Source organism: Nocardia sp. NPDC003693, assembly GCF_053981095.1.
Genome location: NZ_JBSFNO010000051.1, coordinates 11,877 through 34,468 on the forward strand (window position 1 = coordinate 11,877; position 22,592 = coordinate 34,468).

Consider the following 22,592-nt stretch of genomic DNA (forward strand, 5'->3'; position numbering starts at 1 on the left):
CGGGAACCGGCGCGGGTCCGGTGTCAGTCGACGAAGGCGCGCTCGAGAATCGCGGCGGTGTCCACCCCGGCGGGCAGGGTGCCGAACGCGATGCCCCAGTCGCCGCCGAAACGCGTGGCGCAGAAGGCATCCGCGACCGCGGGGTGGCCGTGCCGCACCAGCTGCGCGCCCTGCAGCACCAGCGCCATCAGCTCGACCACGCGCCGCGCCCGGTACTCGATGTCGGCCAGATCGGTGAGTTCCTTGCCGATCCGGTCGATGGCGTTGTCCAGGTGCGCGTTCGCGCCGCGCGCCTGCGACACCTCGGTGAAGTACGCCTCGACGGTCTCGGGCTGACGCCCCATGGCACGCAGCGCGTCCAGGGCCGCCACGTTGCCCGAGCCCTCCCAGATCGACATGAGCGGGGCCTCGCGGTACAGCCGCGGCATGCCGGATTCCTCGACGTATCCGTTGCCGCCCAGGCATTCCAGGGCTTCGGCGGCGTGCACGGGTGCGCGCTTGCACACCCAGTACTTGGTGACCGCCAGGGCGATGCGGCGCAGGTTCGCCTCCGCCGGATCGGTCGCGGCCCGGTCGGTGGCCCCGGCCAGGCGCATCATGACGGTCGTCGCGGCGTCGGATTCGATCACCAGGTCTGCCAGCACGTTGCGCATGGCGGGCTGGTCGATGAGGTTGGCCCCGAACGCCTTTCGATGCCGGGCGTGATGCACCGCGTGCACCAGGCCCGCGCGCATGCCGGTGGCGGAGCCGATGACGCAGTCCAGGCGGGTCATGTTGACCATCTCGATGATGGTCTTCACGCCCGCGCCCTCCGCGCCGACCAGCCAGCCCACCGCGTTCTCGTACTCGATCTCCGAGGAGGCGTTGGACTTGTTGCCCAGTTTGTCCTTGAGCCGTTGCAGGCGAAGGGCATTGAGGGATCCGTCCGGCAGCACGCGGGGCAGCAGGAAGCAGGACAGCCCGCCGGGCGCCTGGGCCAGGGTCAGGAACATGTCCGACATGGGCGCCGAGGTGAACCACTTGTGGCCGACCACCCGGTAGGTGCCGTCGGCCTGCGGCGTGGCGACGGTGGTGTTGGCCCGCACGTCGGAGCCGCCCTGCTTCTCGGTCATCGACATGCCCGCGATGAGACCGGCTTTGGACGCGGGGTCGCGCAGCCCGTAGTCGTAGACGCGCGAGGCGAGCAGCGGTTCGAAGGTCGCGGACAGTTCGGGGTTGTGCCGCAGTGCGGGAATCACCGCGTAGGTCATGGAGATCGGGCACATATGGCCGGCGTCGGCGATGCCCCAGGTGTAGAACTTGGCCGCGCGCGCCACGTGCGCACCGGGGCGCGGATCCTGCCACGGCGAACCGTGCAGCCCGTGCTCCACCGCGACCCGCATCAGATCGTGCCAGTGCGGGTGGAAGTCGACCTCGTCGATCCGGTTGCCGTAGCGATCGTGGGTCCGCAGCACCGGCGGGTAGTCGTTGGCCAGACGCCCCCACTCCTGCGCCCGCGCGCCGCCGGCCAGCGCGCCGAGGGTGCGCACCTCGTCCTCGGCCCAGCCGGCGCCCTCGCGGTGCAGGCCCTCCAGCAGCGCGGGATTGCGAGAGTTGTCGAAGGGCACCAGATTCGGGACCTGGTTGAACACTTCATGCGTCTGCATGCGGGACTCCTTGTTCGGTTTCCATGCGTTCACCGGGCGGGGACACCGAGTGCGCGCAATGCGAAGGCGACGAGTTCGGGCACCACCGACTCGCTCTCGAGTTCTTCGGCCAGCGGCCCGACCAGCACTTCGCCGATCGCCCCGACCAGGGCGGTGGCGCTGGTCCGCGCGTCCTGGGGCGGGAGCTGACCGGTGGCGACGCCGTCGGCGATGGCGGATTCGAAGGTTTCGGCGAAGGCCCGCCGGAAGCGCAGGCGTTCGGCGTCGACGGCGGCGTCCACCGGTTCGGCCAGCAGCACGTAGGCCAGCCTGGGGTTCTTGAGGGCGCGACCGGCGAAGGTCTCGACGGCGGCGGTGACCCGGTCGCGGGCGAACACGCCGGCCGCGGTGGGGTCGACGGGTTCGGTGCCGCCCGCGACGGCGACCGCCGCGACCTCCCGGGTGACGACCTCGCGGAAGACCGCCGTCACCAGTTCGGCCTTGCCGCTGAAGCTCTTGTAGACCGTGCCGGTGGCGACCCCGGCCTCGGCGGCCACGGCCGCGACCGAGAGCCCGGCGTAGCCGTCGCGGGACAGGACGGTCATGGCGGCCCGCACGATCGATCCGGCCTGGGCATCGAGGCGGGCCTGGACTGCGGGTGTTCTGCGGTAGGCCACACAAGAAGTGAACCATTGATTCATTTCTTGACGCAAGGGCGGATTTACGGCGTATGGTCGGCCCGGTGAGCGTACGAGTCGAACGCAATGGCCCCGTGACCACCGTGATCCTGCATCGCCCCGAGGCCCGCAACGCGGTCGACGGTCCCACCGCCGAAGCCCTCGCCGCGGCCTTCCGCGAGTTCGACGCCGACCCGGACGCCGCGGTCGCCGTGCTCTGGGGCGACGGCGGCACCTTCTGCGCGGGCGCCGACCTCAAGGCGCTGGGCACCGAGCGTTCCAACCGGGCCGCCGACGACGGCGACGGCCCCATGGGCCCGACCCGCATGCGGCTGTCCAAACCCGTCATCGCCGCGGTCTCGGGCTACGCGGTGGCCGGCGGGCTCGAACTCGCGATCTGGTGCGACATGCGAATTGCAGAGCAGGACAGCACCTTCGGCGTCTTCTGCCGCCGCTGGGGCGTCCCGCTCATCGACGGCGGCACGGTGCGCCTGCCCCGCATCATCGGCGCCGGGCGCGCCATGGATCTGATCCTCACCGGCCGCGAGGTCGACGCCGCCGAGGCGCTGGCGATCGGGTTGGTCAACCGGGTCGTACCGGTCGGCGAATCCCGTTCCGCGGCAGAGGAACTCGCCGCACAGCTGGCCGCTCTCCCGCAGACCTGCCTGCGCTCGGATCGCATGTCCGCGCTGGAGCAGGAGGGGCTGGAGGAGCCGGCCGCCGTCGCGAACGAGTTCCGGCACGGCATGCGCGCGCTGCTGGACGGCGCGCTGGACGGCGCGGCCCGCTTCGCCGCCGGCGCGGGACGGCACGGACAGCCGAGCTGAATCGCACGGCTCACGCCGATCCGGCGGCGCGAACGCGTCGGCGTGCCCCGGTACGCTGCGCAGCGATGAATCGGCTGAGCGTGGTGGACGAGATGTTCCTGCGGGCGCACCGGGGTATGGGCACCCCGATCGCCCTGCAGGGCCTGTGGCGTACCGCCGATCCGGTCGACACCGCCCTGCTGGCGCGGGTGCACGAGGCGCTGCGCACCGGCCCGCTCGGGCGGCGGGTGATCCGCGGCCGCGTCCCGGGCGCGCGCCCGCGCTGGCAGCCGAACGCGCAGGCGCATCCGCTCGCCCTGCACGAGACCGCGATTCCCGCGACCGCCCTGCTGGATTGGGCCGACACCCAGGGCGCGCACCTGGATCCCGAAATCGAGCCCGGGTGGCGGCTGTCGAGCGTGAATCTGCTGGACGGCGGCAGCGTCGCCGCGCTGACGTGCTCGCACGCGCTGGCCGATGGGCGGGCGCTGACCCTGGCCATCGACCACGCGCTGACGGGCACGCCCCTGGCCGACCCGGCCGCGACCCACTCCGATTGGGCCGACGCCCGGCGGCAGTGGCGCACGGTCATCGGCGGAACCGCTCGCGCGCTGCGGCGCGGGTTGCCCGCGCGCCCGCCCGCGCCGATCTCGCGGCCGGCGCCGCGCGACCCCGGCCGCACCGTGACACACGCGGCGGCACTGCAGATTCCGGCCCGCGAATGGAATCGGGTCGCGGTGGCGCACGCCGGCACCGCCAACAGCCTGTTCGTGTACGTGGTCGCGAAAATACTGTGGGACAGCGGTTTCGGGTCGGACACCATCGCCGCCAGCCTGCCGGTGGACACCCGCGACGAACCCCGGGTCGACAACGACATGGCCATGACGGAGATCGCCGTCACGCCCGCCGACACCCCGGCCTCGATCCGGCACCGGGCCAGGGCCGCGTACGAACATCGGATGAGCAGTCCCGGCGGCATACCGGAAGAGCTGCTCCAGGTCGTTCCCGATCGCTGGGCGTACCGGCTCGCCAAGGGTGCGGGAGAGCGAGACATCCTGTGCTCCAACATCGGAACGCTGCCCGACTCGCTGCTGTTCCTCGGCCCGCACCCGTGCACCGGGGTGGCGGCCCGCGCCATCCACCCCGGCCTGCGCGCCGACGGCCTGCCACGCACCCGGCTCTCGGGGTACCTCACCCGGATCGCCGACGGCTACACCCTGTCCCTGGTGAGCCTGGATCCCGATGCGGTGCCGGACAATTCGGCGCTGATCACACTCGCGACCGGGGTGCTGTCCGGCCTCGGACTCGACGCGACCGCCTGGTAACCGCGCCGCGTTCACGCCCCGGCCGGGCTCCGATCCCGCGTCACCCGGGCCAGCACGTGGCCGGGCACATCGACTCCCGGCTCCAGGTCGTCCGCGTCGAGCGGCGCGTCCCAGACCTGGCGCAGCGGCAGGACGCCCGCCCACACCCCGCCGTTCTCGATGTCCGCCGCGTCGTCCCGGGGACCGCCGGTGCGGACCTTCACCGACGCCTCGGTGAGATCCAGGGCCAGCACCATGGTCGCGGCCATCTCCTTCTTGCTGGGCGCGCGCACGCCGTCCCAGGCGCCGGGCGCGGCGTGCTCCACGATCACCCGCAGGGCCGCCATCCGCTCCGCCGGGTCGGTGACCTCGACCGGCCGGGCGTGAATGACCGCCGAGCGGTAGTTCATGGAGAAGTGCATGGCCGAGCGCGCGTAGACGAGCCCGTCCACCAGCGTCACCGAGACCGACACGGGTCCGGTCAGCGCCGCCCGCATGTTCCCGGCTCCGGTCGAGCCGTGCAGGTAGAGCGTGTCGCCCGACCGCCCGTAGATGGTCGGGATCACCACGGGACCGCCGCCGAGCAGCACACCGAGGTGGCAGAGCAGGCCCGCGTCCAGCACGGCGTCCAACTCCGCGCGGTCGGTCCGCCCGCGCTCCTTCGCGCGGGTGAGGCTGCTGCGCGGGGTGGACGACAATGGCGCTCGTGTCACGTGCTCGGTCATGGGACCAGCATCGCGCGACGAATGGCTCGGCCGAATAGCCAATTCCGCGCCCGATTCGCAGACCACTAGGGGAGGAAGCCCGTGCCGTTCACCCTTGCCCATCCCGCGGTGGTGTTGCCGCTGCGCCGTCGGCTGTGGCTGCCCGCCCTCGCCGCGGGCAGCCTCGCACCCGACACGGTGTACTACGCGCCGATCGGGATCGACGGCGGCCTCACGCACGATCTGCGCGGACTGCCGGTGATCCTGGTGCTCGGCGCGCTCCTGCTGGCGCTGGGGCGGGTTCTGGTCCCGCCTCTGATCGCGCTGCTCGGCCGTGCCGTCACGTTCGGGGACCGGCCCGCGTGGTGGCGGGTGACCGCGGCGCTGATCGCCGGTGCCGTGACACATCTCGCCTGGGACGCCCTGACTCACACCGACGGCGCGGCGGTGCGCCACTGGGACCTGTTCCGCGAGTCGGTCGTCGGCCCGCACCGGGTCTACAACGTGATCGGCTACGTGTCCTCGCTGGCGGGTGTGCTGATCCTCGTGTGGTTCGCCGCGCGCCGGCTCCGGCGTGCGGAGCCGATACCGCCTGTGCCGCAGCGGAATCGGGTGCTGGTCGCGGCGGCGCTCGCCGTGATCGCCGGGGGCGTGCTCGGCGCCCTGGATCCGGCGGCGGCGGCCGGGCCCTACGACCTGGTGCGCTGTGTGCTCATCGGCGCGCTGCGCGGCGGGGGCGCGCTCCTGGTCGGCTACTCCGTGATCGTCACCGCCCGTGCGAGATTCGCGAACCGCGGGCCCGTTCCGGCCAGCTAACTTGCGAGGTCGCCGGCAAACTCACGGAAACCCCGGACATTCAGTGTCATTCACCCTGACGTTGAGTCTCAGGCGCGACGAACCGGGCGATCTGACCTGGGCGGCGCGATTAGAGTTCGCGGCAGGCGTTCGACGGCGGATACGGATCGCTACCACCGCGCTCGTGACCCGGTTACCTACCGGCACGGCGTCTCGAATGCCGGGCGGATTCACCTCCGCCCCGGGCCGTTTCGCCCAAGCGGCCCCGGTCCGGTCCCTTCACCTGCAAGAAGGGGCCGGACCGTCGCGCGCCGCGCCCCGCGTGCGCGGTGTGCACGCGCTCATTTGTGACATTCGACAGCGGTGACACCCGAAATTGTCAGTGCCACAGAGACAATGGCGATCGCACTCTTGCGATCGACCGATATGCCAGGATCGCGGCATGCGGGGCGAGGCCGGGCGGAACGATGCCTCGGCACGGCACGTCACCGCGCGGGAATCGGCGGCGCTCTGGGAAACCCGGCTCGCCGCCGAGTTCGCCCCCGTGGCATTCGAACCGCTGCCCGGGACCCGATTCGTCGGATCCGCCGGCACCGTGCTCTCCGGCCCGGAATTGACCATCACCACGGCGACCGTGGGCGGGCAGACCACCTGGCGCACCGCCCGGCACGTGGCGCGCGGGGAGTCGGAGATCATCACCGCCGTCATCACCACCGACGGGCAGAAGGTCCTCGAATACGACGGCGGCGCACTGACTCTGACGCCCGGCTCGATGGTGCTGGTGGACTCCGGAGTGCCGCTGCGCAGCATCGTGCGCGACACCACGACCTCGATCGTGGTGAGTGTGCCGCGCACGGTCCTGCTGGCCCGGACCGGCCTGCCGGAGGACCACTTCCGCCGGGTACTGCGCGCGCCGGTTCCGGTGCACGGCGCCGCCGCCGCGGTCGCGGCGTTCTTCCGGGGGCTGTCGACGCCGGAGGCCGCCCCGCACGAGGTGGCTGCGCTCTCGGCGTACGGGGTGGATCTGCTGGCCGCCGTGCTCACCCTCGAGTCCGACCGCCATCCCCGCGGCGGCCCCGCGGCGACGCACACCCGAGAGCGCGTACTCGCGTACCTGCGCGCCAATTTCACCGACGCCGCCCTGACCGCGGAGCGCGTCGCGCTGTCCTGCAACATCTCCCGCAGCACCCTGTACCGGGTGCTCGAACCGGACGGCGGCGTCGGGGCTGTGCTGCGCCGGCTGCGCGTCGCGTACGCGTGCCGCCTGCTGCTCGCCCGGCCGCACGCGGCCGTCGCCGCCATCGCGCTCGACTGCGGCTTCAGCGGCGAGCGCCGGCTCTATCGCGCCTTCCGGACCGAGATGCGCGCCACCCCGGGCGAATATCGTGCGGTGCACCTGGGCCACCGGCGCTGGACGGAGTAGACCGCGCCGGACGGTCGCGACGGGTATCGGTTACCGTCGCCGTTCCACCGCCTCGGTCGCCCGCGGTGTCCGGCGGAACGCGCTCGCCAGCATCGCCGAGGCCAGCACCCGCCCGTCGGCGGCGTCCGTGGCGTCCAGCCCGGTCATCTCCGCGATGCGGCGGAGCCGGTAGGAGTACGTGTTCGCGTGCAGGCCCAGCGCTTTCGCCGCCGCCTGCCGATCGAGGCCGTAGCGCACGTTGACCCGCAGGGTGTCGAGCAGATGCGGGTGTTCGAGCAGCGGTCCCAGCACCGCCTCGAGCGCGTCGCGCGCGGGCCCGGGCCGGGTGATCTGGTACTCGACCATGAGATCGGACAGCCGGTACAGCCCGGCGGGACGCTCCAGCGCCCGCGCCAATTCGTAGATCTCCCCTGCCAATTCGAAGGCATCCGGGATGCCCTCGACCTCGGCGGCGGGTGCGAGCGCCGCGGTCACGGGCAGCGCGAAGGCGGCCGCGAGGTCGCGAACCAGGATGTCCGGCGGCACCGAATCCACCGCGGGCAGCAGCAGTACGCCGCTGTGACCGTCGAAGGCGACCAGCCGATGTTCACCGCCGTGCCGGCGCTCGACCAGATCGTGCGCCTGGCGCACCCGGCGCCGCGCGGACGCCAGTTCCCCGGTGTTGCCGGGCCGGCCCGGCACCCCGCCGACGGTCAGCGTCACCACCGCGTAGGACCGCACCAGCGCGAATTCGGCCTGGGCGGCGAGGGTTCCGGCGTCCTGGCCCGCGAGCAGCGCCGTGCACAGCGCGTGCCGCGCGTCGCGTTCGACGTTGGAGACGGTGGCGTGCACGCGGACGTAGGTGGCGGTGATGGCCACCGTCGTCCGGTGCAGGAACGCGAGCATGTGCGCCACGAAGGACTCGACGTCCTCCCGGTCGCCGGGCTCGGCCGCCGCGATGACGGTCTGCCACACCACCCGTGCTCCGGTCAGGTAGGCATCGAGCATGTCGGGCAGCGGGATTCGTTCCTCCGCGCGCCGTCCCGCCGACGCCGTGATCGCCGCCAGATCCTCCGGCCCCGCCTCCCGGCCCTGTTCGGCCACCGCGAGAAACGTCAGAAGATGGGACAGCGCAGTCGCATTCAGCTCCGCCCCCGCCAACTCCGCGGACAGCTGCCGATACACCCCCACCTCGGTCACCGCGCCCCGCACCGCGTCCTGCGCCAGCCCGGCCAACTGCCCGACCACCCGCCGCAGCAGCGGTGAGTCCATCCGTAGCGGCGTCAAAGGCGAAGGCATACAACGAGTATCACCGCGCCGCACACGCGCCGAATCGGTTTCGGCCGCGACACCCGTTACGGGCGGGCAGCCCGCCCGGCACCCGCCGCGAGCACGCGCGGGGTGCTGATCGAGGTTCGAGCGGCCCGGAGACGGCAACTCGAGCGCACCGGGAAAATTCGGCGTTCGAATAGAGAAACTTTTCGCATTGCCGGATCATGTGAAGCGCCGTTTTTGTCGTCGCTTGGACGCGGGTTCATCTCATGGTCCGCACGAACCTCTCCGCCGGGCGCGGCTCGGAGCACAAGAACCGACAAGGCGGACAAACTGTGCACACGACTCAAATTTACTACCGAAGAGCATCATTCAGCCGTATATCTTCTACGGTGTCGATGCACGGACGTCCCGAGATTGACAATCAACAGTTCATTTAGTGGCAACCGAGCGAATTCTTCACAGCTCCTATAATTCACATTGGTTCGCTATGCGAATTGGCACAACAGTCCAATGGACGTCAGTTCAGAGATTTCAGATATCATCATTCGGGCCCATTTCGACCCGTCTCGAGGGGTCGAAAACTGGGCACCCCCTCCCCCGAACCCAGGGCACACCGCCGACCCTCCCAGCATCCCGGCACCGGCGCTGATCAGCGAGTGCGCGGACTCCGAGATCCGTTGCACACGAGATCATTACGAGGCATCCGATACGTACGATGAATTGCCCCTGCCGAATTCGAGCCGCACCGCTCCGGAAGCCCGCTCGAACGACTCGGCGCACCCACTTTCGAAATTCACCCGGCGGCTCGTCTCGGATGCCCCGACGGCACCCGGAATTCCCGGCCGTTCGATCGAGCGCGCGCGATGCCCACGATTCTCCACGCGCCCGATTCGGCCGTGCGCCGGGGGCCGGCCCCGCCCTTCCGTCACGTGACCGGAATCCGCGCGAACACCGCGATAACCCGAACCCCGGGCGTGTGCGCCGCACCTGTCGGTACCGATCGGTAGGCTGCGGGAGTGCCTGAATTGCCGGAGATTGTGGCGCTCGAGCAGTTCTTGAGCGCCCATGCGACGGGAGCGGTGGTCGGGCGGGTGGATGTCGCCGCGCTGAGCGTGCTCAAGACATTCGACCCGCCGATCACCGCGCTGTCGGGGCGCGACGTCACCGGGGCGGGGCATTGGGGCAAGCACGTCGGGCTGGACTGCGACGGGATATGGCTGATCACGCATCTGTCGCGGGGCGGGTGGCTGCGGTGGATCGACGAACCCAGCCAGACGCCGCCCAAGCCCGGCAAGGGGCCGCTGGCCCTGCGCGTGCACCTGTTCACCCCCGAGGGCGCGACGCCCGCGTTCGATCTGACCGAGGCCGGGACCAAGAAGCGGCTGGCCGTGTGGGTGGTGCGCGATCCGCAGGAGGTGGCGGGCATCGCCCGGCTGGGGCCGGACGCCATGGCGGTGACCGAGCCCGAGTTCGCCGAACTGCTGCGGGGCACCTCGCAGCGGATCAAGAACGCGCTGACCGATCAGACCGTGCTCGCCGGGATCGGCAACGCCTACTCCGACGAGATACTGCACACCGCCAAGCTCTCGCCGTTCGCCACCGCCTCCGGCCTCGACGCCGAGCAGGTGGCCCGGCTGTTCGCGGCCATGCGGGCGATCCTGACCGACGCCATCGCCCGCTCGGTCGGGCAGGACGCAGCCCGGCTCAAGGGCGAGAAGCGATCCGGTATGCAGGTGCACGGGCGGACCGGTCTGCCGTGCCCGGTGTGCGGCGACATCGTGCGCGAAGTGGCGTTCGCGGACAAATCCTTTCAGTACTGCGCGACCTGCCAGACCGGCGGCAAGATCCTGGCCGACCGCCGGATGTCCCGGCTGCTCAAGTGATCTGCCCGGAACCGGCAGACGGGGCCCGCCCACGACGCCGTGTTCCGCGGGCGGATCTTCGGTCCGGGCGAGTGACCGCCGGAACCGGCGCTCACGTCAGCGCGGGAACCCGAATACCTTGCCAGGCCAGGCGTTTGGCCCGTTCCGGGTCGAACTCCACCCGCTGCGGCGCGTCGATGATCATGGTCGCCCGCTCGTCCTCGGTGTAGGCGGGCCAGGCCGCCAGCGGAGCTCCGGTGCGCGCGAAGGACAGCCAGTTCCGCTGGAACTGTTCGGACACCGAGTTGAACGCCCGCTGCCCGCCCGCCGCGGACAGCGCGCGCCCGAACGGCGTGGCCGTCGCGCCGAAGACGGGGATCAGATCCAGCGCGTGCGTCGCCCCGAAGCCCGCGAGTTGCAGTGCGCGCGGGGCGAAGTCGTAGCGGTAGGCGTAGGTGGGCGCGTACCGGCTGTGCCCGGACATGACCTCCACCGACGGTCGCCAGAACGTGAAGTCGCCGCCGACGCGCACCGCCACCCTCGGCTTGGGAAAGCCCGGATAGGCGCCGAGCACCCGGGTCTCGGCGTCGCCGCCCACCTGCCGCAGCAGGCGGCGCATGCGCGCGGGCGTGGTGGGCAGGGTGTCGTCGAAGCGGGAGAACAGCGTGCCCTCGTCCCGGTTCGTGCCGATGATGAGCGGCACCCGGTGCGCGCTCCCACCGGTGAAGGCGTCGATGATCGGCAGCGGCAGGTAGTCGCCGTCCACCTGCGGCGCGACCGGGAACTGCCCGGGCTGATCGCGCATGACCGCGCTGACGGCGTGATCCACCGCACTGCGAATCCGGTTCGGGGTCGCGGTGAGCAGCGCCTGCGCACCGTCGCCCGCACCCGCGCCGAGCTGCTCGACGCAGCGGCGGGCGAAGAGCGCGGCGTCGGCCTGCGACGGCCCCCAGTCCGCGGGCGGGCTCTGGGAGATGGCGCGGTGGAACAGTCCGGCCGCGGCGGGGGTGGCCATGAGCGCGAGTACCGCGTGCGCACCGGCCGATTCGCCGAAGATGGTGACGTTGCCCGGGTCGCCCCCGAAGGCCGCGATGTTGTCGCGCACCCATTCCAGCGCCGCCACCTGATCGCGCAGGCCCAGGTTGTTGTCGAATCGATGTGTGGACGTGGAGTATTCGCTGAAGTCCACGTAGCCGAACGCACCGAGCCGGTAGTTGACCGACACCACGATCACGTCGCCGAGCAGGGCCAGCCGACTGCCGGAGTAGAGCCGCAGCGCCGAGGTGCCCAGCAGGTACCCGCCGCCGTGGATGAACACCATCACCGGGCGCGGGGTGGCCGCGGGCGTGTTCGGGGCGGTGACGTTCAGGGTCAGGCAGTCCTCGCCGGTCGGCTGCTGCTGCCGCGGCCCGATCTGCGCGCCGCGCCGATGCTGCATGGCCGCGAACCCGAAGTGGGTCGCGTCGCGCACCCCGGTCCAGGGCTGCACCGGCTGTGGCGCGCGGAACCGCAGCTCGCCGACGGGCGGCGCGGCGAAGGGAATGGACCGCCAGCGTGAAACCCGCCGGCCCCGCAGGCCGCGGACGGCGCCGTCGGCGGTCGTGATGTCTGTCGTTGCCACCATGTGCCTACCCACTCGCTCCGCCGGCACCGCGTCGTGCCGGTCGCGACGGCTCGGCCGCGCGTGCGCGCACGGCCGCCGCCGTCCATCGATGGTAGCCACGCGCTCCGCCGGGCCGGCAGAGCGGAACGGCCATCTACTGCAGGTAGCCCTCGACCTGTCGCGCCGAGTTCGCCTGCGCCTCGTCGGGGTTGCGGCCCTGGTCGATGCGGGCGCGGCGCTGGCGCAGCAGATCCCAGCACTGGTCCAGCATGACCTCGAGTTCGGCGAGCTGACGGCGTTCGGTCTCCGGGTCGATCTCGCCCTGCCCGCTGGCGGCGCGCAGCTCGTGTTCCTTGTCGACGAGGCCCTTGATCCGCGCGAGGATGTCCTGTTCGCTCATGCTCTCGTACCCACTTCGGTAGTCGTAGGGTGGTCCGCCTGTCTTACCCGGACCACTGTACGACTTCGGCCAGCGCGGCCCCGGCCAGGCGGACCGCCACCGGCAGTACCGCCCCGGACAGCGCCGCATAACCGAGCGCGATGCCGAAGGTGTGTCGCGGCCCGAGGTGGTGGCGGCCGAGTCCGTCGAGGTAGACCCCGCGCGCCCGGGCGGCTTCCAGCGCCCGGTCCTCCTGGTCCGGTGTGTCGAGCGGCACCACGAGATGGGACCCGGCGTCGTCGCCGCGCGCCGCCAGCCCGAAGGCCCGCAGTTCCTCGATGACCAGGGCCCGGCGCACCGGCATGTCCCGGCGCAGGCGGCGCAGGTGCCGGGCCAGATCGCCGTTGCGCGCCAGTTCGGCCACGACCTGCTGCCCGGCGGGCGCGGGAGAGGTGCCGGTGGCCTCGCGGTGCGCCAGCACGGCCTCGGCCACGGCGGGCGCGGCGACCAGCCAGCCGATGCCCAGGGTCGGTGTGAGTATCTTGCTGGTGGTGCCCAGGTGCACGACCACGTCCGGGGCGAGCGTGGCCAGCAGTGGCAACGGCGTTGTGTCGTAACGGAGTTCGCCGTCGTAGTCGTCCTCGAGGACCAGTGCGCCCCGGCGGCGAGCGAAGTCGACGAGTTCGACGCGGCGCGCGGCGGGCATGCGCGCGCCGAGTGGAAACTGATGCGCGGGTGTGCAATACACCGCCTTGGCGTCGTCAGGCAGCAGATCGACCCGCAGCCCCCGCTCGTCCACGGGCACCGGCACCGGCCGCATGCCCGCGGCCCGCAGGGCGCCGACGGCCCGCACGTAGCCGGGATCCTCGATCGCGACCACATCGCCCGGGCGCAGCCGGGCGGCGGCGATTTCCTGTACGGCGGAACTGGTTCCGGCGGTGGACAGCACCACCGAACCGCTGCCCGCGCCGAGTCCGCGATGGCGCAGCAGATGTTCGGCGACGGCCGCCCGGTACTCGGGCTCGCCCGCTCGATCGCGCCGGATCAGCGGTGTCCGGTCCGAGGCCGCGCGCCAGGCCCGCCGCCACGCGGCCCGGTCCAGGGTCTCGATGCTGGGCGCGCCCGCGCCCAGATCCAGCAGTCCCGCCAGCGGATTCGCCCGTTCGCCCGGCTCGGAGCGCTCCCCCACCGGTGCGGGCGCGGCGGTCAGATAGGTCCCGGACCCGTGCCGTCCGCCGATCCAGCCCTCGGCGTGCAGTTGGTCGTAGGCGGCGGTGACCACGGTCCGGCTCACGCCCAGGCGCGCCGCCAGCTCCCGGGACGAGGGCAGCCGGTCCCCGTCGCGCAGCGCGCCCGCCGCGGCGGCCCCGCGCAGCCCGTCGGCCACCTGCACCGCCAGCGGCGCGGCCGCCGCGCGATCGACGGTGAACGGCAGATCGTCCACCACCGCCCGCCCGCGCCGGCCCCGCGTGGTGCGCGCCGCCGGCTGTGCCCGCTCGCTCATGAAGTGGCCTCCGCGCAATCGGGAATTCGGACCGCTACTGGTAGCGCAGCAGATAGGTGTCCATGATCCAGCCCTTGGCCTCGCGCAGGGCGGCTCGGCGGCGCACGATCCGCTGTTCCACGATGCGCAGCGGGCCCTCGATGATCACTTCGTCGGGCATGCCGAGGTACGCGCCCCACCAGATGTAGATGTCCTCGCCCGGAATCTGCGTGAACGAGCAGTCCGCGTCCAGCATGACCAGCGTGGACTGCCCGGCGGGCATCCCTTCCTCGCGCAGGCGGCGGCCGGTGGTCACGTGCATCGGTTCGCCGATCTCGTGCAGCACGATGCGATGCGCCGCGGCCAGAGCCTGCACGCTGGTGATGCCGGGGATGACCTCGAAGTCGAAATGCACGACCTCGCGCTCGAGCACGCGTTCCACGATGCGCAGGGTGCTGTCGTAGAGCGCGGGATCACCCCAGACCAGGATGGCCCCGATCCCGTCCGCGTCGGCGAACGCGGCCTCGAGACGCTCCGCGCGCGCCTCGTGCCAGTCGGTGACCGCGCCCCGGTAGGCGTCGTCGGCGTGCGCCGCGGGCACGCTGCGATCGCGCGGCGGATCGGCGATCTCCACCACCCGATGCGGCTGTTCGGCGTATTCGGCGAGAATGCCGGCGCGCACGTCGACCAGTTCCTGTTTCTCCGCGCCCTTACCGATGACGAAGAACGTGGTGGCCTGGCGTATGGCCTTGACGGCCTGCACCGTCACCTGGTCGGGATTACCGGCGCCGATTCCGATCACAAAGAGCTTCCGCACGGTGCGTAAGCTTGCCAGGCGTGAACAGTGCCTCTCGAGACCCCCGGAGCACGGCCGCCGGTGACACCCAGTACGAGGATCTGCTCAGGCTCGTTCTTGAGTCGGGCACTCCCAAGTCGGACCGGACCGGTACCGGCACCCGCAGTATTTTCGGGCACCAGCTGCGCTATGACCTGTCGCGCGGTTTCCCGCTGATCACCACCAAAAAGGTGCATCTGAAATCCATTGTCTACGAATTGCTCTGGTTCCTGCGCGGGGATTCGAACGTCACCTGGCTGCGGGAGCACGGGGTCAGCATCTGGGACGAATGGGCCGACGCGAACGGTGACCTGGGCCCGGTCTACGGCGTGCAGTGGCGATCCTGGCCCACCCCGGACGGCGCCCACATCGACCAGATCAGCCAGGTGCTGCGGACCCTGCGCGAGGATCCGGATTCGCGGCGCATGATCGTCTCGGCCTGGAACGTGTCCGAACTCGATCGCATGGCGCTGGCCCCGTGCCACGCCTTCTTCCAGTTCTACGTCGCCGACGGCAAGCTCTCCTGCCAGCTGTACCAGCGCAGCGCGGACCTGTTCCTGGGCGTGCCGTTCAACATCGCGAGCTACGCGCTGCTGACCCACATGGTGGCGCAGCAGTGCGAGCTCGAGGTCGGCGATTTCGTGTGGACCGGCGGCGACGTGCACATCTACGACAATCACCTCGAGCAGGTGCGCGAGCAGCTGACCCGGGAGCCGTACCCGTTCCCGCGCCTGGCCCTGCGGCGGGCGGCGTCGCTGTTCGACTACGCGTACGAGGACGTCGAAATCCTGGATTACCAGCATCATCCGGCGATCAAGGCGCCGGTGGCGGTGTGAGCACGGCGCGGACCGTCGGGCTGATCTGGGCGCAGACCCCGGACGGGGTCATCGGCCTGGACAACGCCATTCCGTGGCGGCTGCCCGAGGACATGGCGCACTTCAAGGAGGTCACCTGGGGGCACCCGGTCGTGATGGGCCGGCGCACCTGGGATTCGCTGCCCGAGCGGTTCCGCCCCCTGGCGGGCCGCCGCAACATCGTCGTGACGCGGCAGGCCGACTGGTCGGCCGCGGGCGCGGAACGGGCGAGCTCGGTGGAGCAGGCGCTCGAGCTGGCCGGCGACGACCCGGTGTGGGTGATGGGCGGCGGCGAGATCTACCGCGCGGCAATGCCTTTCGCGACAGAACTGGTGATCACCGAGGTCGACGCCGACATCGACGGCGACTGCTGGGCCCCCGCCATCGACCCGCACTGGCACGCCGATGACGACGTGTGGCGCGAGTCCGCGGCGGGTCTGCGCTATCGCATCCGCCGTTATGGGCGGGCCCTCGTATAACGCGGGTATCCCGCATGCACCAATTCCCGCAACGAACCCCCGAAACCGCCGATCGGCCGACACGTGTCCGGCATACTCACGGATACTCCGGCGAAAGGCAGTCCATGGACAAGAAATCGCTGACCGCGGTCGCCCGTCAGCAGCTCAAGCTGGCGGCGACGGCATCCAGCGGGCGCAGCTCGCAGACCATCTACGGGGGCCACGCGCACAGCCTGCGCCAGACCGTGATCGCCATGGCGGCGGGCCAGACCCTGGCCGAGCACGAGAACCCGGGCGAGGCCACGATGGTCGTCCTGAGCGGGGTGCTGGCGCTGATCAGCGGCACCAACGAATGGAAGGGGTCGGCCGGGGACCTGCTGGTCATCCCCGACGCGCGGCACAGCGTGAAGGCCGTGGAGGACGTGGCCTTCCTGCTCACGGTCGCGAAATAGCGGCCACACCGCTACCGGTTGGTAGCGGTGCTCCGTCCGGCCTCTAGGCTGGAGCGCATGGGTGAGCCGCAGCCGATCCTGAACCCGCTGTCGCCCGCCGCCATCTTTCTCGTCGTCACCATCGACGAGGGCGGCGAGGCGGTCGTGCGGGACCTGCTCGCAGATCTGCCCGGTCTGCGCCGATCCGTGGGATTCCGCATCCCCGGGGCCGACCTGGCCTGTATCACCAGCATCGGCTCGGCGGCCTGGGACCGCCTGTTCGCCGGGCCCAAACCCGCTGAACTACACGAATTCCCGGGGTACGCGGGGGGCAAGCATTCGGCTCCCGCCACGCCCGGCGATCTGCTGTTCCACATCAAGGCCGAAACCCAGTACGCCTGTTTCGAATTGGCGATGGCGCTGGGCGATCGCCTGGCCGGCGCGGGCACCATCGTCGATCAGACCGTCGGTTTCCGCTACTTCGAGCAGCGCGACCTGCTCGGCTTCGTGGACGGCACCGAGAATCCCGAGGGGCAGCAGGCCGTCTCGGCCGCCCTCATCGGCGACGACGACCCCGAATTCGCCGGTGGCAGTTACGTGATCGTGCAGAAGTATCTGCACACCATGGGCGAGTGGAACGCGCTGAGCGTCGACGAGCAGGAGAAGGTCATCGGCCGGCACAAGATGTCGGACTTCGAACTCTCCGACGACGAGAAGCCCGCCGATTCCCATGTGGCGGTGAACGATCAGGACGACGTCGGCACCATCGTGCGCGCCAACATGCCGTTCGGCAGCGTCAAGGACGGCGAATTCGGGACGTACTACATCGCCTACGCGGCCTCCCCGAGCGTGACCGAGGAGATGCTGACCCGCATGTTCCTGGGGACCGAGGACGCGGCGTACGACCGCATCCTCGATTTCTCCGAGGCCGTGACCGGCACGAACTTCTTCACCCCGCCCGCGGGGTTCTTCGACGCCCTGCCGGAGGCTCCCGGGTCCATGGAAGCGGGAGAAGTGGGTAGTACAACCGTTGAGGAGATCCGGGAATCCTCGGCGACCGATGGCGTTGTTCCTTCGGGTAACGGATCCCTGGGCATCGGCACGTTGAAAAGGAGCTAAGGCATGAACAACCTCCACCGCGAACTCGCTCCGATCACCTCCGCCGCTTGGGCGGCGATCGAAGAGGAGGCGAGCCGAACCTTCAAGCGGCACATCGCCGGTCGGCGTGTGGTCGATCTGTCGGGACCGCACGGCGAGGACTACTCCGCGGTCACGGTCGGGCGCACCGCCCCGATCGAGTCCCCCGGGGAAGGCATCCAGGCCCGCCAGCGCGTGGTGCTCCCGCTGGTGGAACTGCGGGTGCCGTTCGTGCTGAACCGCTCCGAGCTCGACAACGTCGAACGCGGCGCGAAGGACACCGACCTGGACGCGGTCAAGGAGGCGGCGAAGAAGATCGCCTTCGCCGAGGATCGCGCCATCTTCGAGGGCTTTCCGGCCGCGGGCATCACCGGCGTGCGGTCCTCGAGCGTCTGCGAACCGGTCAAGCTGCCGGTCGATGAGCGCCTGACCCCCGAGGCCGTCGCCCAGGCGCTGTCCAAGCTGCGGCTGGCCGGTGTGGACGGCCCGTACTCGGTGCTGCTGTCGGCCGATCTGTACACCGCGGTCAGTGAGACCTCGGACCACGGGCATCCGATTCGCACCCATATCGAACGCCTCATCGACGGCGACATCATCTGGGCCCCGGCCATCGACGGCGCGTTCGTGCTGTCCACCCGCGGCGGCGACTTCGATCTGCAGATCGGGCAGGACCTGTCCATCGGCTACCTGTCGCACGACGCCGACACGGTCCAGCTGTACTTCCAGGAGAGCCTGACGTTCCTGGTCTACACCGCGGAAGCGGCCGTGGCGCTGGAGTCCTGAGCCCCGGACCGTGCGGTGCGAGGCCGCCGACGCGCCCGGTCCGCACCCAGTCTGGGTGCGGACCGATCCGCGCCCGGCGGCGTGAACGAACTCCTGTCGATCGATACTCACCGCGATTCGCGGCCTCATCCGAGACCGCACCGGCTGTCCTGCCGCTGATTCCGCGCTGAGTCCGGACGAGCGGGGGGACATCATGGCGTGGAGCGGCGATCCGATCTGGCTTGCCGATGTATTGCGGGCCGCGGGCCTGCGCGTCCTGGAACACGACGGCTGGAAAGAGCGCGGGCACGGCGACTTTCGTGACATCCGCGGTGTCCTGTGCCATCACACGGCCGGCGGCGGCGCCAACGATTGGCGCATCGTGCAGGACGGCCGCCCCGATCTCCCGGGCCCGCTCGCCCAATTGGTGCTGGAGCGCGACGGGCTGTACCGGGTGATCGCGGCCGGTGTCTGCTGGCATGCCGGGCGCGGCCGGTGGCCGGGGTGGCCCACCGACAACGCCAACTGGCACACGATCGGCATCGAGGCCGTCTCCCGGGGCGACGGATCGGATTGGACGCCGGTGCAATTGGACGCCTACCGGCGGGGCTGCGCGGCGATCGTGCGCCGGCTCGGCGGGGGCGATGTGGTCGGGCACAAGGAGTACAGCAGCGAAGGCAAGATCGATCCGGCCGGCATCGACATGGACGCGTTCCGCCGGGAGGTTCGGACCATCATCGACGGAGGGGGCGGGGACATGTCCGATCGGCAGCTCAGCGAGATCCACAACCAGGTGGGTGTGCCGCACGCGGTGCGCACCGCGTTCCAGAAGGTCTTCTACAACGTCAAGGACGGTCAGTTCTGGACCAGGGCCGGCCTGGCCGACATCTGGAACGAGACGGTCTGGGACGGGTACGTGAATCCCGTCGACCTGCTCGACGGCAAGGACGATCCGGATCAGAAACCGGACTCGCCCAACCGGGCCCGGCGCGGAGCGCTGATCTCCTACGTCCTGGCCACCTACCGCGAGGCCACGCTGGCCCGACGCAACACCGAGACGATTCTGGAGTTGCTACGGCAGCAGAAGTAGCCGCCCGCCCGCCCCGCGCTCCGGCCTCACCGCGCGGGGTACGTGCGCTGGAGCGCGGTGGCTCGGCCGGGTACGGTGACGACCGATCGGTCGCGAAGGGCGAGCATGTCGAGGGTTGGGGCGCAATGACGATGGTGCGGGCGGGCGTCGTGCCCGGGCGGCGGGCCGCGGCCTACGGTGGCGCGGCGCTGGCGGTGACCATCGCCCTCACCCTGACCACGGTGGGCGTCTTCGGCTGGAACCGGGTGTTCACCGGGCTGCTGCTCGGGGTGGCCGCGGGACTCACGGTGCTGTTCCTGCTCTTCGGCCGGGACGGGCTGGTGCTCAGCGACGAGGCGATCGTGCAGCGCACCCCGTGGGGCGCGCTCGGCATCGAGTGGGACCGCGTGGTGGCGGGCCGGTTCGCCCTGGACGAGAAGGGCCGCTGGTCGCTGGCGCTGGACCTCAACGGCGGTTCCGAGCAGCACGGCGAACTGGTGCTGCTCTCGATTCCGCCGGTGGTGGGACCGGTCGCCAACGCCTACGACATGCGCAAGCGCGAGCAGGTCAACGAGATTCGGGAGCTGCTGCGGAACAAGCGGATTCCGGTGACGCTGCTGCCGGAGATCGCGGCGGCGCTGCAGCAGCACTGGCGGATCGCACCGCCGACCCGCTGACCCCGCGCGGCCGGTGGCTAGGGTGGACGCCGTGATTCGCACAGCGGCACTGGCGTATATCCGGGACCGTCGGCTGTTGCAGGCCAGGTCCACGGGCAAAGAAGTCTTCTACATGGCGGGCGGCAAGATCGACCCGGGCGAGACGCCGGAGTCGGCGCTGCACCGTGAGGTCCGCGAGGAGCTCGGGGTCGAGACCGTGTCGGTCCGTGAACTCGGCGTCTTCGAAGCCGAGGCGTACGGGCACACGCCGGGCACCCGGCTGCACATGACGTGCTATCTCGGTGAGCTGAGCGCGGATCCGCGGGCGTCGGGCGAGATCGCCGAGCTGCGCTATTTCACGCTCGGCGAGTACGCCGCCATGGACCACGTCGCGCCGGGTTCGCTGCTGGTCTTCCAGCGCCTGCGCGGGCTGGACCTCATCGATCCCTGACCGAGCCGACGCCGCTCCCGTCCGCGATCAGTCGGATTCGCCCGGCGCCGTGTGCTTTTCGAGGGCCGCCGGGGTAGCCGTCTCGGCGGCGGTCGCGCGGTGCGGGATCTTGGTCGCCGCGGCCAGGCCGAGCGCGAGGAAGATGGCCGCGGCCAGCAGGGTGGTGCGGGTGGCGTCGGCGAAGCCCTGTTCCAGCGCGTCCAGCACCGCGGGCGCGCCGCCGTGTTCGCGCACGCCGTCGATGGCGCCGCCGCCGGATTCGCGGGTGGCGGTCGCGACCGTGCCCGCGGCCGCGGCGGGCAGATCGGGCACCTCGTCCAGGCGGCGCGGCAGGTCGTGGCCCAGGGCCACCGAGAGCAGCGCGCCCAGCACGGCGACGCCGAAGGCCGAGCCGAGCTGGCGCACCGTGCTCTGGGTCGCCGACCCCTGGCCCGAGAACTCCGGCGGCACGTCGCCCAGCACGGTGCCGGTGAGCTGCGCCGAAGCCATGCCGAGTCCGAGTCCGTAGCCGACCAGGATGACCGCCAGCCAGACCGGGGAGATGTGCGGCGTCACGCAGAGCGCGGCCACGGCGATGGACACCGCCTCGAGCGCCAGGCCGATCTGCACCACCCGCACCGCGCCGACCTTGCGCACCAGGCCCTCGGCGACGCCGGCCGACAGGAACGCGCCGACCGCCATCGCGGCGAGCACGTAACCCGCACCGAGCGTGGACAATCCGAGCACGTTCACCATGAACAGCGGCAGCACGAACAACAGGCCGAATTCGCCGAGCGCGACCGCGAAGGCCGTGATGTTGCCCCAGCGGAAGCTGGGGATGCGGAACAGATGCGGGTCCAGCAGCGCCGAGCGCCCGATGAGATTGCGATGCAGCTCCCATTTGATGAACAGGAACAGGGCCAGCGCGCCGAGCACGAACAGGATGGGCACCGGTGAGATGGGCGCGGTGGCCGACCAGGTGAACCCGGCCAGCGGGAATTCGCGCAGCGGCTTCCACCAGCCGTAGGTCTGCCCCTCGATGAGGGCGAAGACGATCAGGGCGAATCCGGCCGCGCTGAGGAGGAAACCGTCCACGTCCAGACCGGGAGCGCTGGTCTTCATCTTGGTCTCGGGCACGAACAGCACGAGGCCGACCAGCACGACCGCGCCGAGCGGGATGTTGACCAGGAAGATCCAGGGCCAGGTGTAGTTGGTGGTCAGCCAGCCGCCGGCGAGCGGGCCGATGGCCGCGACGCCCGCGATGACCGCGCCCCAGACGGCGAAGGCGATGACCCGGTCGCGGCCCCGGAAGAGCGCGTTCATGGTGGCCAGGGTGCCGGGCATGACCGCCGCCGCGCCGATGCCCTGCACGATGCGGCCCAGGATGAGCGGCCAGGCCGCGGTCGCCGAGGCGGCGAGCACGCTGCCGGCGAGGAAGATCAGCACGCCGACGGCGAAGACCAGGCGGCGGCCGAAGCGGTCGCCGAGGCGGCCCGCGGTGATGAGCAGCGCGGCCAGCACGACCGCGTAGATGCTGGTGATCCATTGCGCCTGAGTGAAACTCAGATTCAGATCGGCGATGATGACCGGCAGCGAGACCGTGACGATGGTGCCGTCGAGCACCACCATGGACAGGCCCAGCGCCAGTACCGCGAGGGTGATCCATTTCCTGCCGGAGTTCGCCTCGAGCTCGTCGAGGTCGTCGCGCCGTGCTTCCGTCATCTGTCGCTCCCGCCGCGCAGTGTGGCCGCCGTCGAAGGGCCGATGTCCTGGGTAGCTATCGATATGCCGTATGACTGTCGCTCAGTGTAGTTGCCAGCGGCTGGACAATAGCCCAAGGTCACGGCAGCACAACGAGTTGCGCGCGATTCGGCTGTTCCGGCCCGATATCGATCTTGGACGAGATGTCGGACACAGCCCGGAAGCAGTGTCCGAGGGGTTCGCAGCCAAGGGTTTGCCACTCTGCTCACCCCCACTGAAAAGCGGTCGTGACCCGGGCGATGGCGGCGCGTGCCGGCGGCTCCGCGCAGGGCGAAGCGGCCCGT

At 70.8% G+C, this 22,592-nt stretch carries 22 protein-coding genes; 13 read left to right on the forward strand and 9 right to left on the reverse strand.

Features of this window, described 5'->3' with window-relative positions:
- Positions 1–23 precede the first annotated feature (23 nt).
- Positions 24–1,646, reverse strand: coding sequence for an acyl-CoA dehydrogenase family protein (locus ACWDOP_RS35080; RefSeq protein WP_456348505.1), 1,623 nt, complete (start codon positions 1,644–1,646; stop codon positions 24–26).
- A 29-nt stretch (positions 1,647–1,675) separates the two neighbouring features.
- Entirely contained in the window at positions 1,676–2,302 is a 627-nt protein-coding gene (locus tag ACWDOP_RS35085) for a TetR/AcrR family transcriptional regulator (RefSeq protein ID WP_456348506.1), read from the reverse strand.
- Between the two features lie 65 nt (positions 2,303–2,367).
- Here ACWDOP_RS35085 and ACWDOP_RS35090 point away from each other — a divergent pair, with 65 nt between their 5' ends.
- Both ACWDOP_RS35090 and ACWDOP_RS35095 read left to right on the forward strand, forming a co-directional pair.
- Positions 2,368–3,129 (forward strand): crotonase/enoyl-CoA hydratase family protein, encoded by a 762-nt coding sequence (locus tag ACWDOP_RS35090; protein WP_456348507.1) that lies wholly within the window; start codon positions 2,368–2,370, stop codon positions 3,127–3,129.
- 65 nt (positions 3,130–3,194) lie between these two features.
- Positions 3,195–4,433, forward strand: a complete 1,239-nt coding sequence (locus tag ACWDOP_RS35095) for a hypothetical protein (RefSeq protein WP_456348508.1) — start codon at positions 3,195–3,197, stop codon at positions 4,431–4,433.
- Between the two features lie 11 nt (positions 4,434–4,444).
- Here ACWDOP_RS35095 and ACWDOP_RS35100 read toward each other — a convergent pair whose 3' ends face one another.
- The gene (locus ACWDOP_RS35100; protein ID WP_454201722.1) at positions 4,445–5,137 is read right to left on the reverse strand and encodes a pyridoxamine 5'-phosphate oxidase family protein; all 693 of its coding nucleotides are present in this window, start codon (positions 5,135–5,137) and stop codon (positions 4,445–4,447) included.
- Between the two features lie 81 nt (positions 5,138–5,218).
- On the opposite strand from ACWDOP_RS35100, the gene ACWDOP_RS35105 reads away from it, so the two are divergent.
- Together ACWDOP_RS35105 and ACWDOP_RS35110 are read left to right on the forward strand one after the other, a co-directional pair.
- Positions 5,219–5,932 carry a DUF4184 family protein gene (locus ACWDOP_RS35105; protein ID WP_456348509.1) on the forward strand — a complete coding sequence of 238 codons (714 nt, stop codon included), beginning with the start codon at positions 5,219–5,221 and terminating at the stop codon, positions 5,930–5,932.
- A gap of 421 nt (positions 5,933–6,353) precedes the next feature.
- A complete protein-coding gene (locus ACWDOP_RS35110; RefSeq protein WP_456348510.1) occupies positions 6,354–7,334 on the forward strand; it encodes an AraC family transcriptional regulator in 981 nt (326 codons plus the stop codon).
- Positions 7,335–7,364: 30 nt separating this feature from the next.
- Here the strand turns inward: ACWDOP_RS35110 and ACWDOP_RS35115 are convergent, their stop codons facing one another.
- Positions 7,365–8,612 carry a PucR family transcriptional regulator gene (locus ACWDOP_RS35115; protein WP_456348511.1) on the reverse strand — a complete coding sequence of 416 codons (1,248 nt, stop codon included), beginning with the start codon at positions 8,610–8,612 and terminating at the stop codon, positions 7,365–7,367.
- A gap of 992 nt (positions 8,613–9,604) precedes the next feature.
- Here ACWDOP_RS35115 and ACWDOP_RS35120 point away from each other — a divergent pair.
- Positions 9,605–10,471 carry an Fpg/Nei family DNA glycosylase gene (locus tag ACWDOP_RS35120; RefSeq protein ID WP_354985947.1) on the forward strand — a complete coding sequence of 289 codons (867 nt, stop codon included), beginning with the start codon at positions 9,605–9,607 and terminating at the stop codon, positions 10,469–10,471.
- A 91-nt stretch (positions 10,472–10,562) separates the two neighbouring features.
- Here the strand turns inward: ACWDOP_RS35120 and ACWDOP_RS35125 are convergent, their stop codons facing one another.
- From ACWDOP_RS35125 to cobF, 4 genes are all read right to left on the reverse strand, one after another.
- A complete protein-coding gene (locus tag ACWDOP_RS35125) occupies positions 10,563–12,074 on the reverse strand; it encodes a carboxylesterase/lipase family protein (protein WP_456348512.1) in 1,512 nt (503 codons plus the stop codon).
- A 133-nt stretch (positions 12,075–12,207) separates the two neighbouring features.
- Positions 12,208–12,453 (reverse strand): DUF2630 family protein, encoded by a 246-nt coding sequence (locus ACWDOP_RS35130; RefSeq protein ID WP_456348513.1) that lies wholly within the window; start codon positions 12,451–12,453, stop codon positions 12,208–12,210.
- A 43-nt stretch (positions 12,454–12,496) separates the two neighbouring features.
- Positions 12,497–13,936 (reverse strand): MocR-like pyridoxine biosynthesis transcription factor PdxR, encoded by a 1,440-nt coding sequence (gene pdxR, locus ACWDOP_RS35135; RefSeq protein ID WP_456348514.1) that lies wholly within the window; start codon positions 13,934–13,936, stop codon positions 12,497–12,499.
- 34 nt (positions 13,937–13,970) lie between these two features.
- Positions 13,971–14,732: a precorrin-6A synthase (deacetylating) gene (gene cobF, locus ACWDOP_RS35140; RefSeq protein WP_454201715.1), complete on the reverse strand. Its 762-nt coding sequence runs from the start codon at positions 14,730–14,732 to the stop codon at positions 13,971–13,973.
- Positions 14,733–14,752: 20 nt separating this feature from the next.
- Between cobF and ACWDOP_RS35145 the strand changes: the two genes are divergently transcribed.
- The 8 genes from ACWDOP_RS35145 (at position 14,753) to ACWDOP_RS35180 (ending at position 20,568) form a co-directional block, all read left to right on the forward strand.
- A complete protein-coding gene (locus ACWDOP_RS35145; RefSeq protein ID WP_456348515.1) occupies positions 14,753–15,586 on the forward strand; it encodes a thymidylate synthase in 834 nt (277 codons plus the stop codon).
- Positions 15,583–16,083 carry a dihydrofolate reductase gene (locus ACWDOP_RS35150; RefSeq protein ID WP_456348516.1) on the forward strand — a complete coding sequence of 167 codons (501 nt, stop codon included), beginning with the start codon at positions 15,583–15,585 and terminating at the stop codon, positions 16,081–16,083. The genes ACWDOP_RS35145 and ACWDOP_RS35150 overlap by 4 nt, the downstream gene beginning before the upstream one ends.
- A gap of 104 nt (positions 16,084–16,187) precedes the next feature.
- Positions 16,188–16,514, forward strand: coding sequence for a cupin domain-containing protein (locus ACWDOP_RS35155; protein ID WP_454201713.1), 327 nt, complete (start codon positions 16,188–16,190; stop codon positions 16,512–16,514).
- 57 nt (positions 16,515–16,571) lie between these two features.
- A complete protein-coding gene (locus ACWDOP_RS35160; protein WP_456348517.1) occupies positions 16,572–17,612 on the forward strand; it encodes a Dyp-type peroxidase in 1,041 nt (346 codons plus the stop codon).
- A gap of 3 nt (positions 17,613–17,615) precedes the next feature.
- Positions 17,616–18,413 carry a family 1 encapsulin nanocompartment shell protein gene (locus tag ACWDOP_RS35165; RefSeq protein ID WP_456348518.1) on the forward strand — a complete coding sequence of 266 codons (798 nt, stop codon included), beginning with the start codon at positions 17,616–17,618 and terminating at the stop codon, positions 18,411–18,413.
- 193 nt (positions 18,414–18,606) lie between these two features.
- Entirely contained in the window at positions 18,607–19,482 is an 876-nt protein-coding gene (locus tag ACWDOP_RS35170; protein WP_456348519.1) for a peptidoglycan recognition protein family protein, read from the forward strand.
- A gap of 125 nt (positions 19,483–19,607) precedes the next feature.
- Positions 19,608–20,138 (forward strand): hypothetical protein, encoded by a 531-nt coding sequence (locus ACWDOP_RS35175; RefSeq protein ID WP_456348520.1) that lies wholly within the window; start codon positions 19,608–19,610, stop codon positions 20,136–20,138.
- A 31-nt stretch (positions 20,139–20,169) separates the two neighbouring features.
- Positions 20,170–20,568: an NUDIX hydrolase gene (locus tag ACWDOP_RS35180; protein ID WP_454201706.1), complete on the forward strand. Its 399-nt coding sequence runs from the start codon at positions 20,170–20,172 to the stop codon at positions 20,566–20,568.
- Between the two features lie 27 nt (positions 20,569–20,595).
- Here the strand turns inward: ACWDOP_RS35180 and ACWDOP_RS35185 are convergent, their stop codons facing one another.
- Positions 20,596–22,269 carry an MFS transporter gene (locus tag ACWDOP_RS35185; RefSeq protein ID WP_456348521.1) on the reverse strand — a complete coding sequence of 558 codons (1,674 nt, stop codon included), beginning with the start codon at positions 22,267–22,269 and terminating at the stop codon, positions 20,596–20,598.
- Positions 22,270–22,592 lie beyond the last annotated feature (323 nt).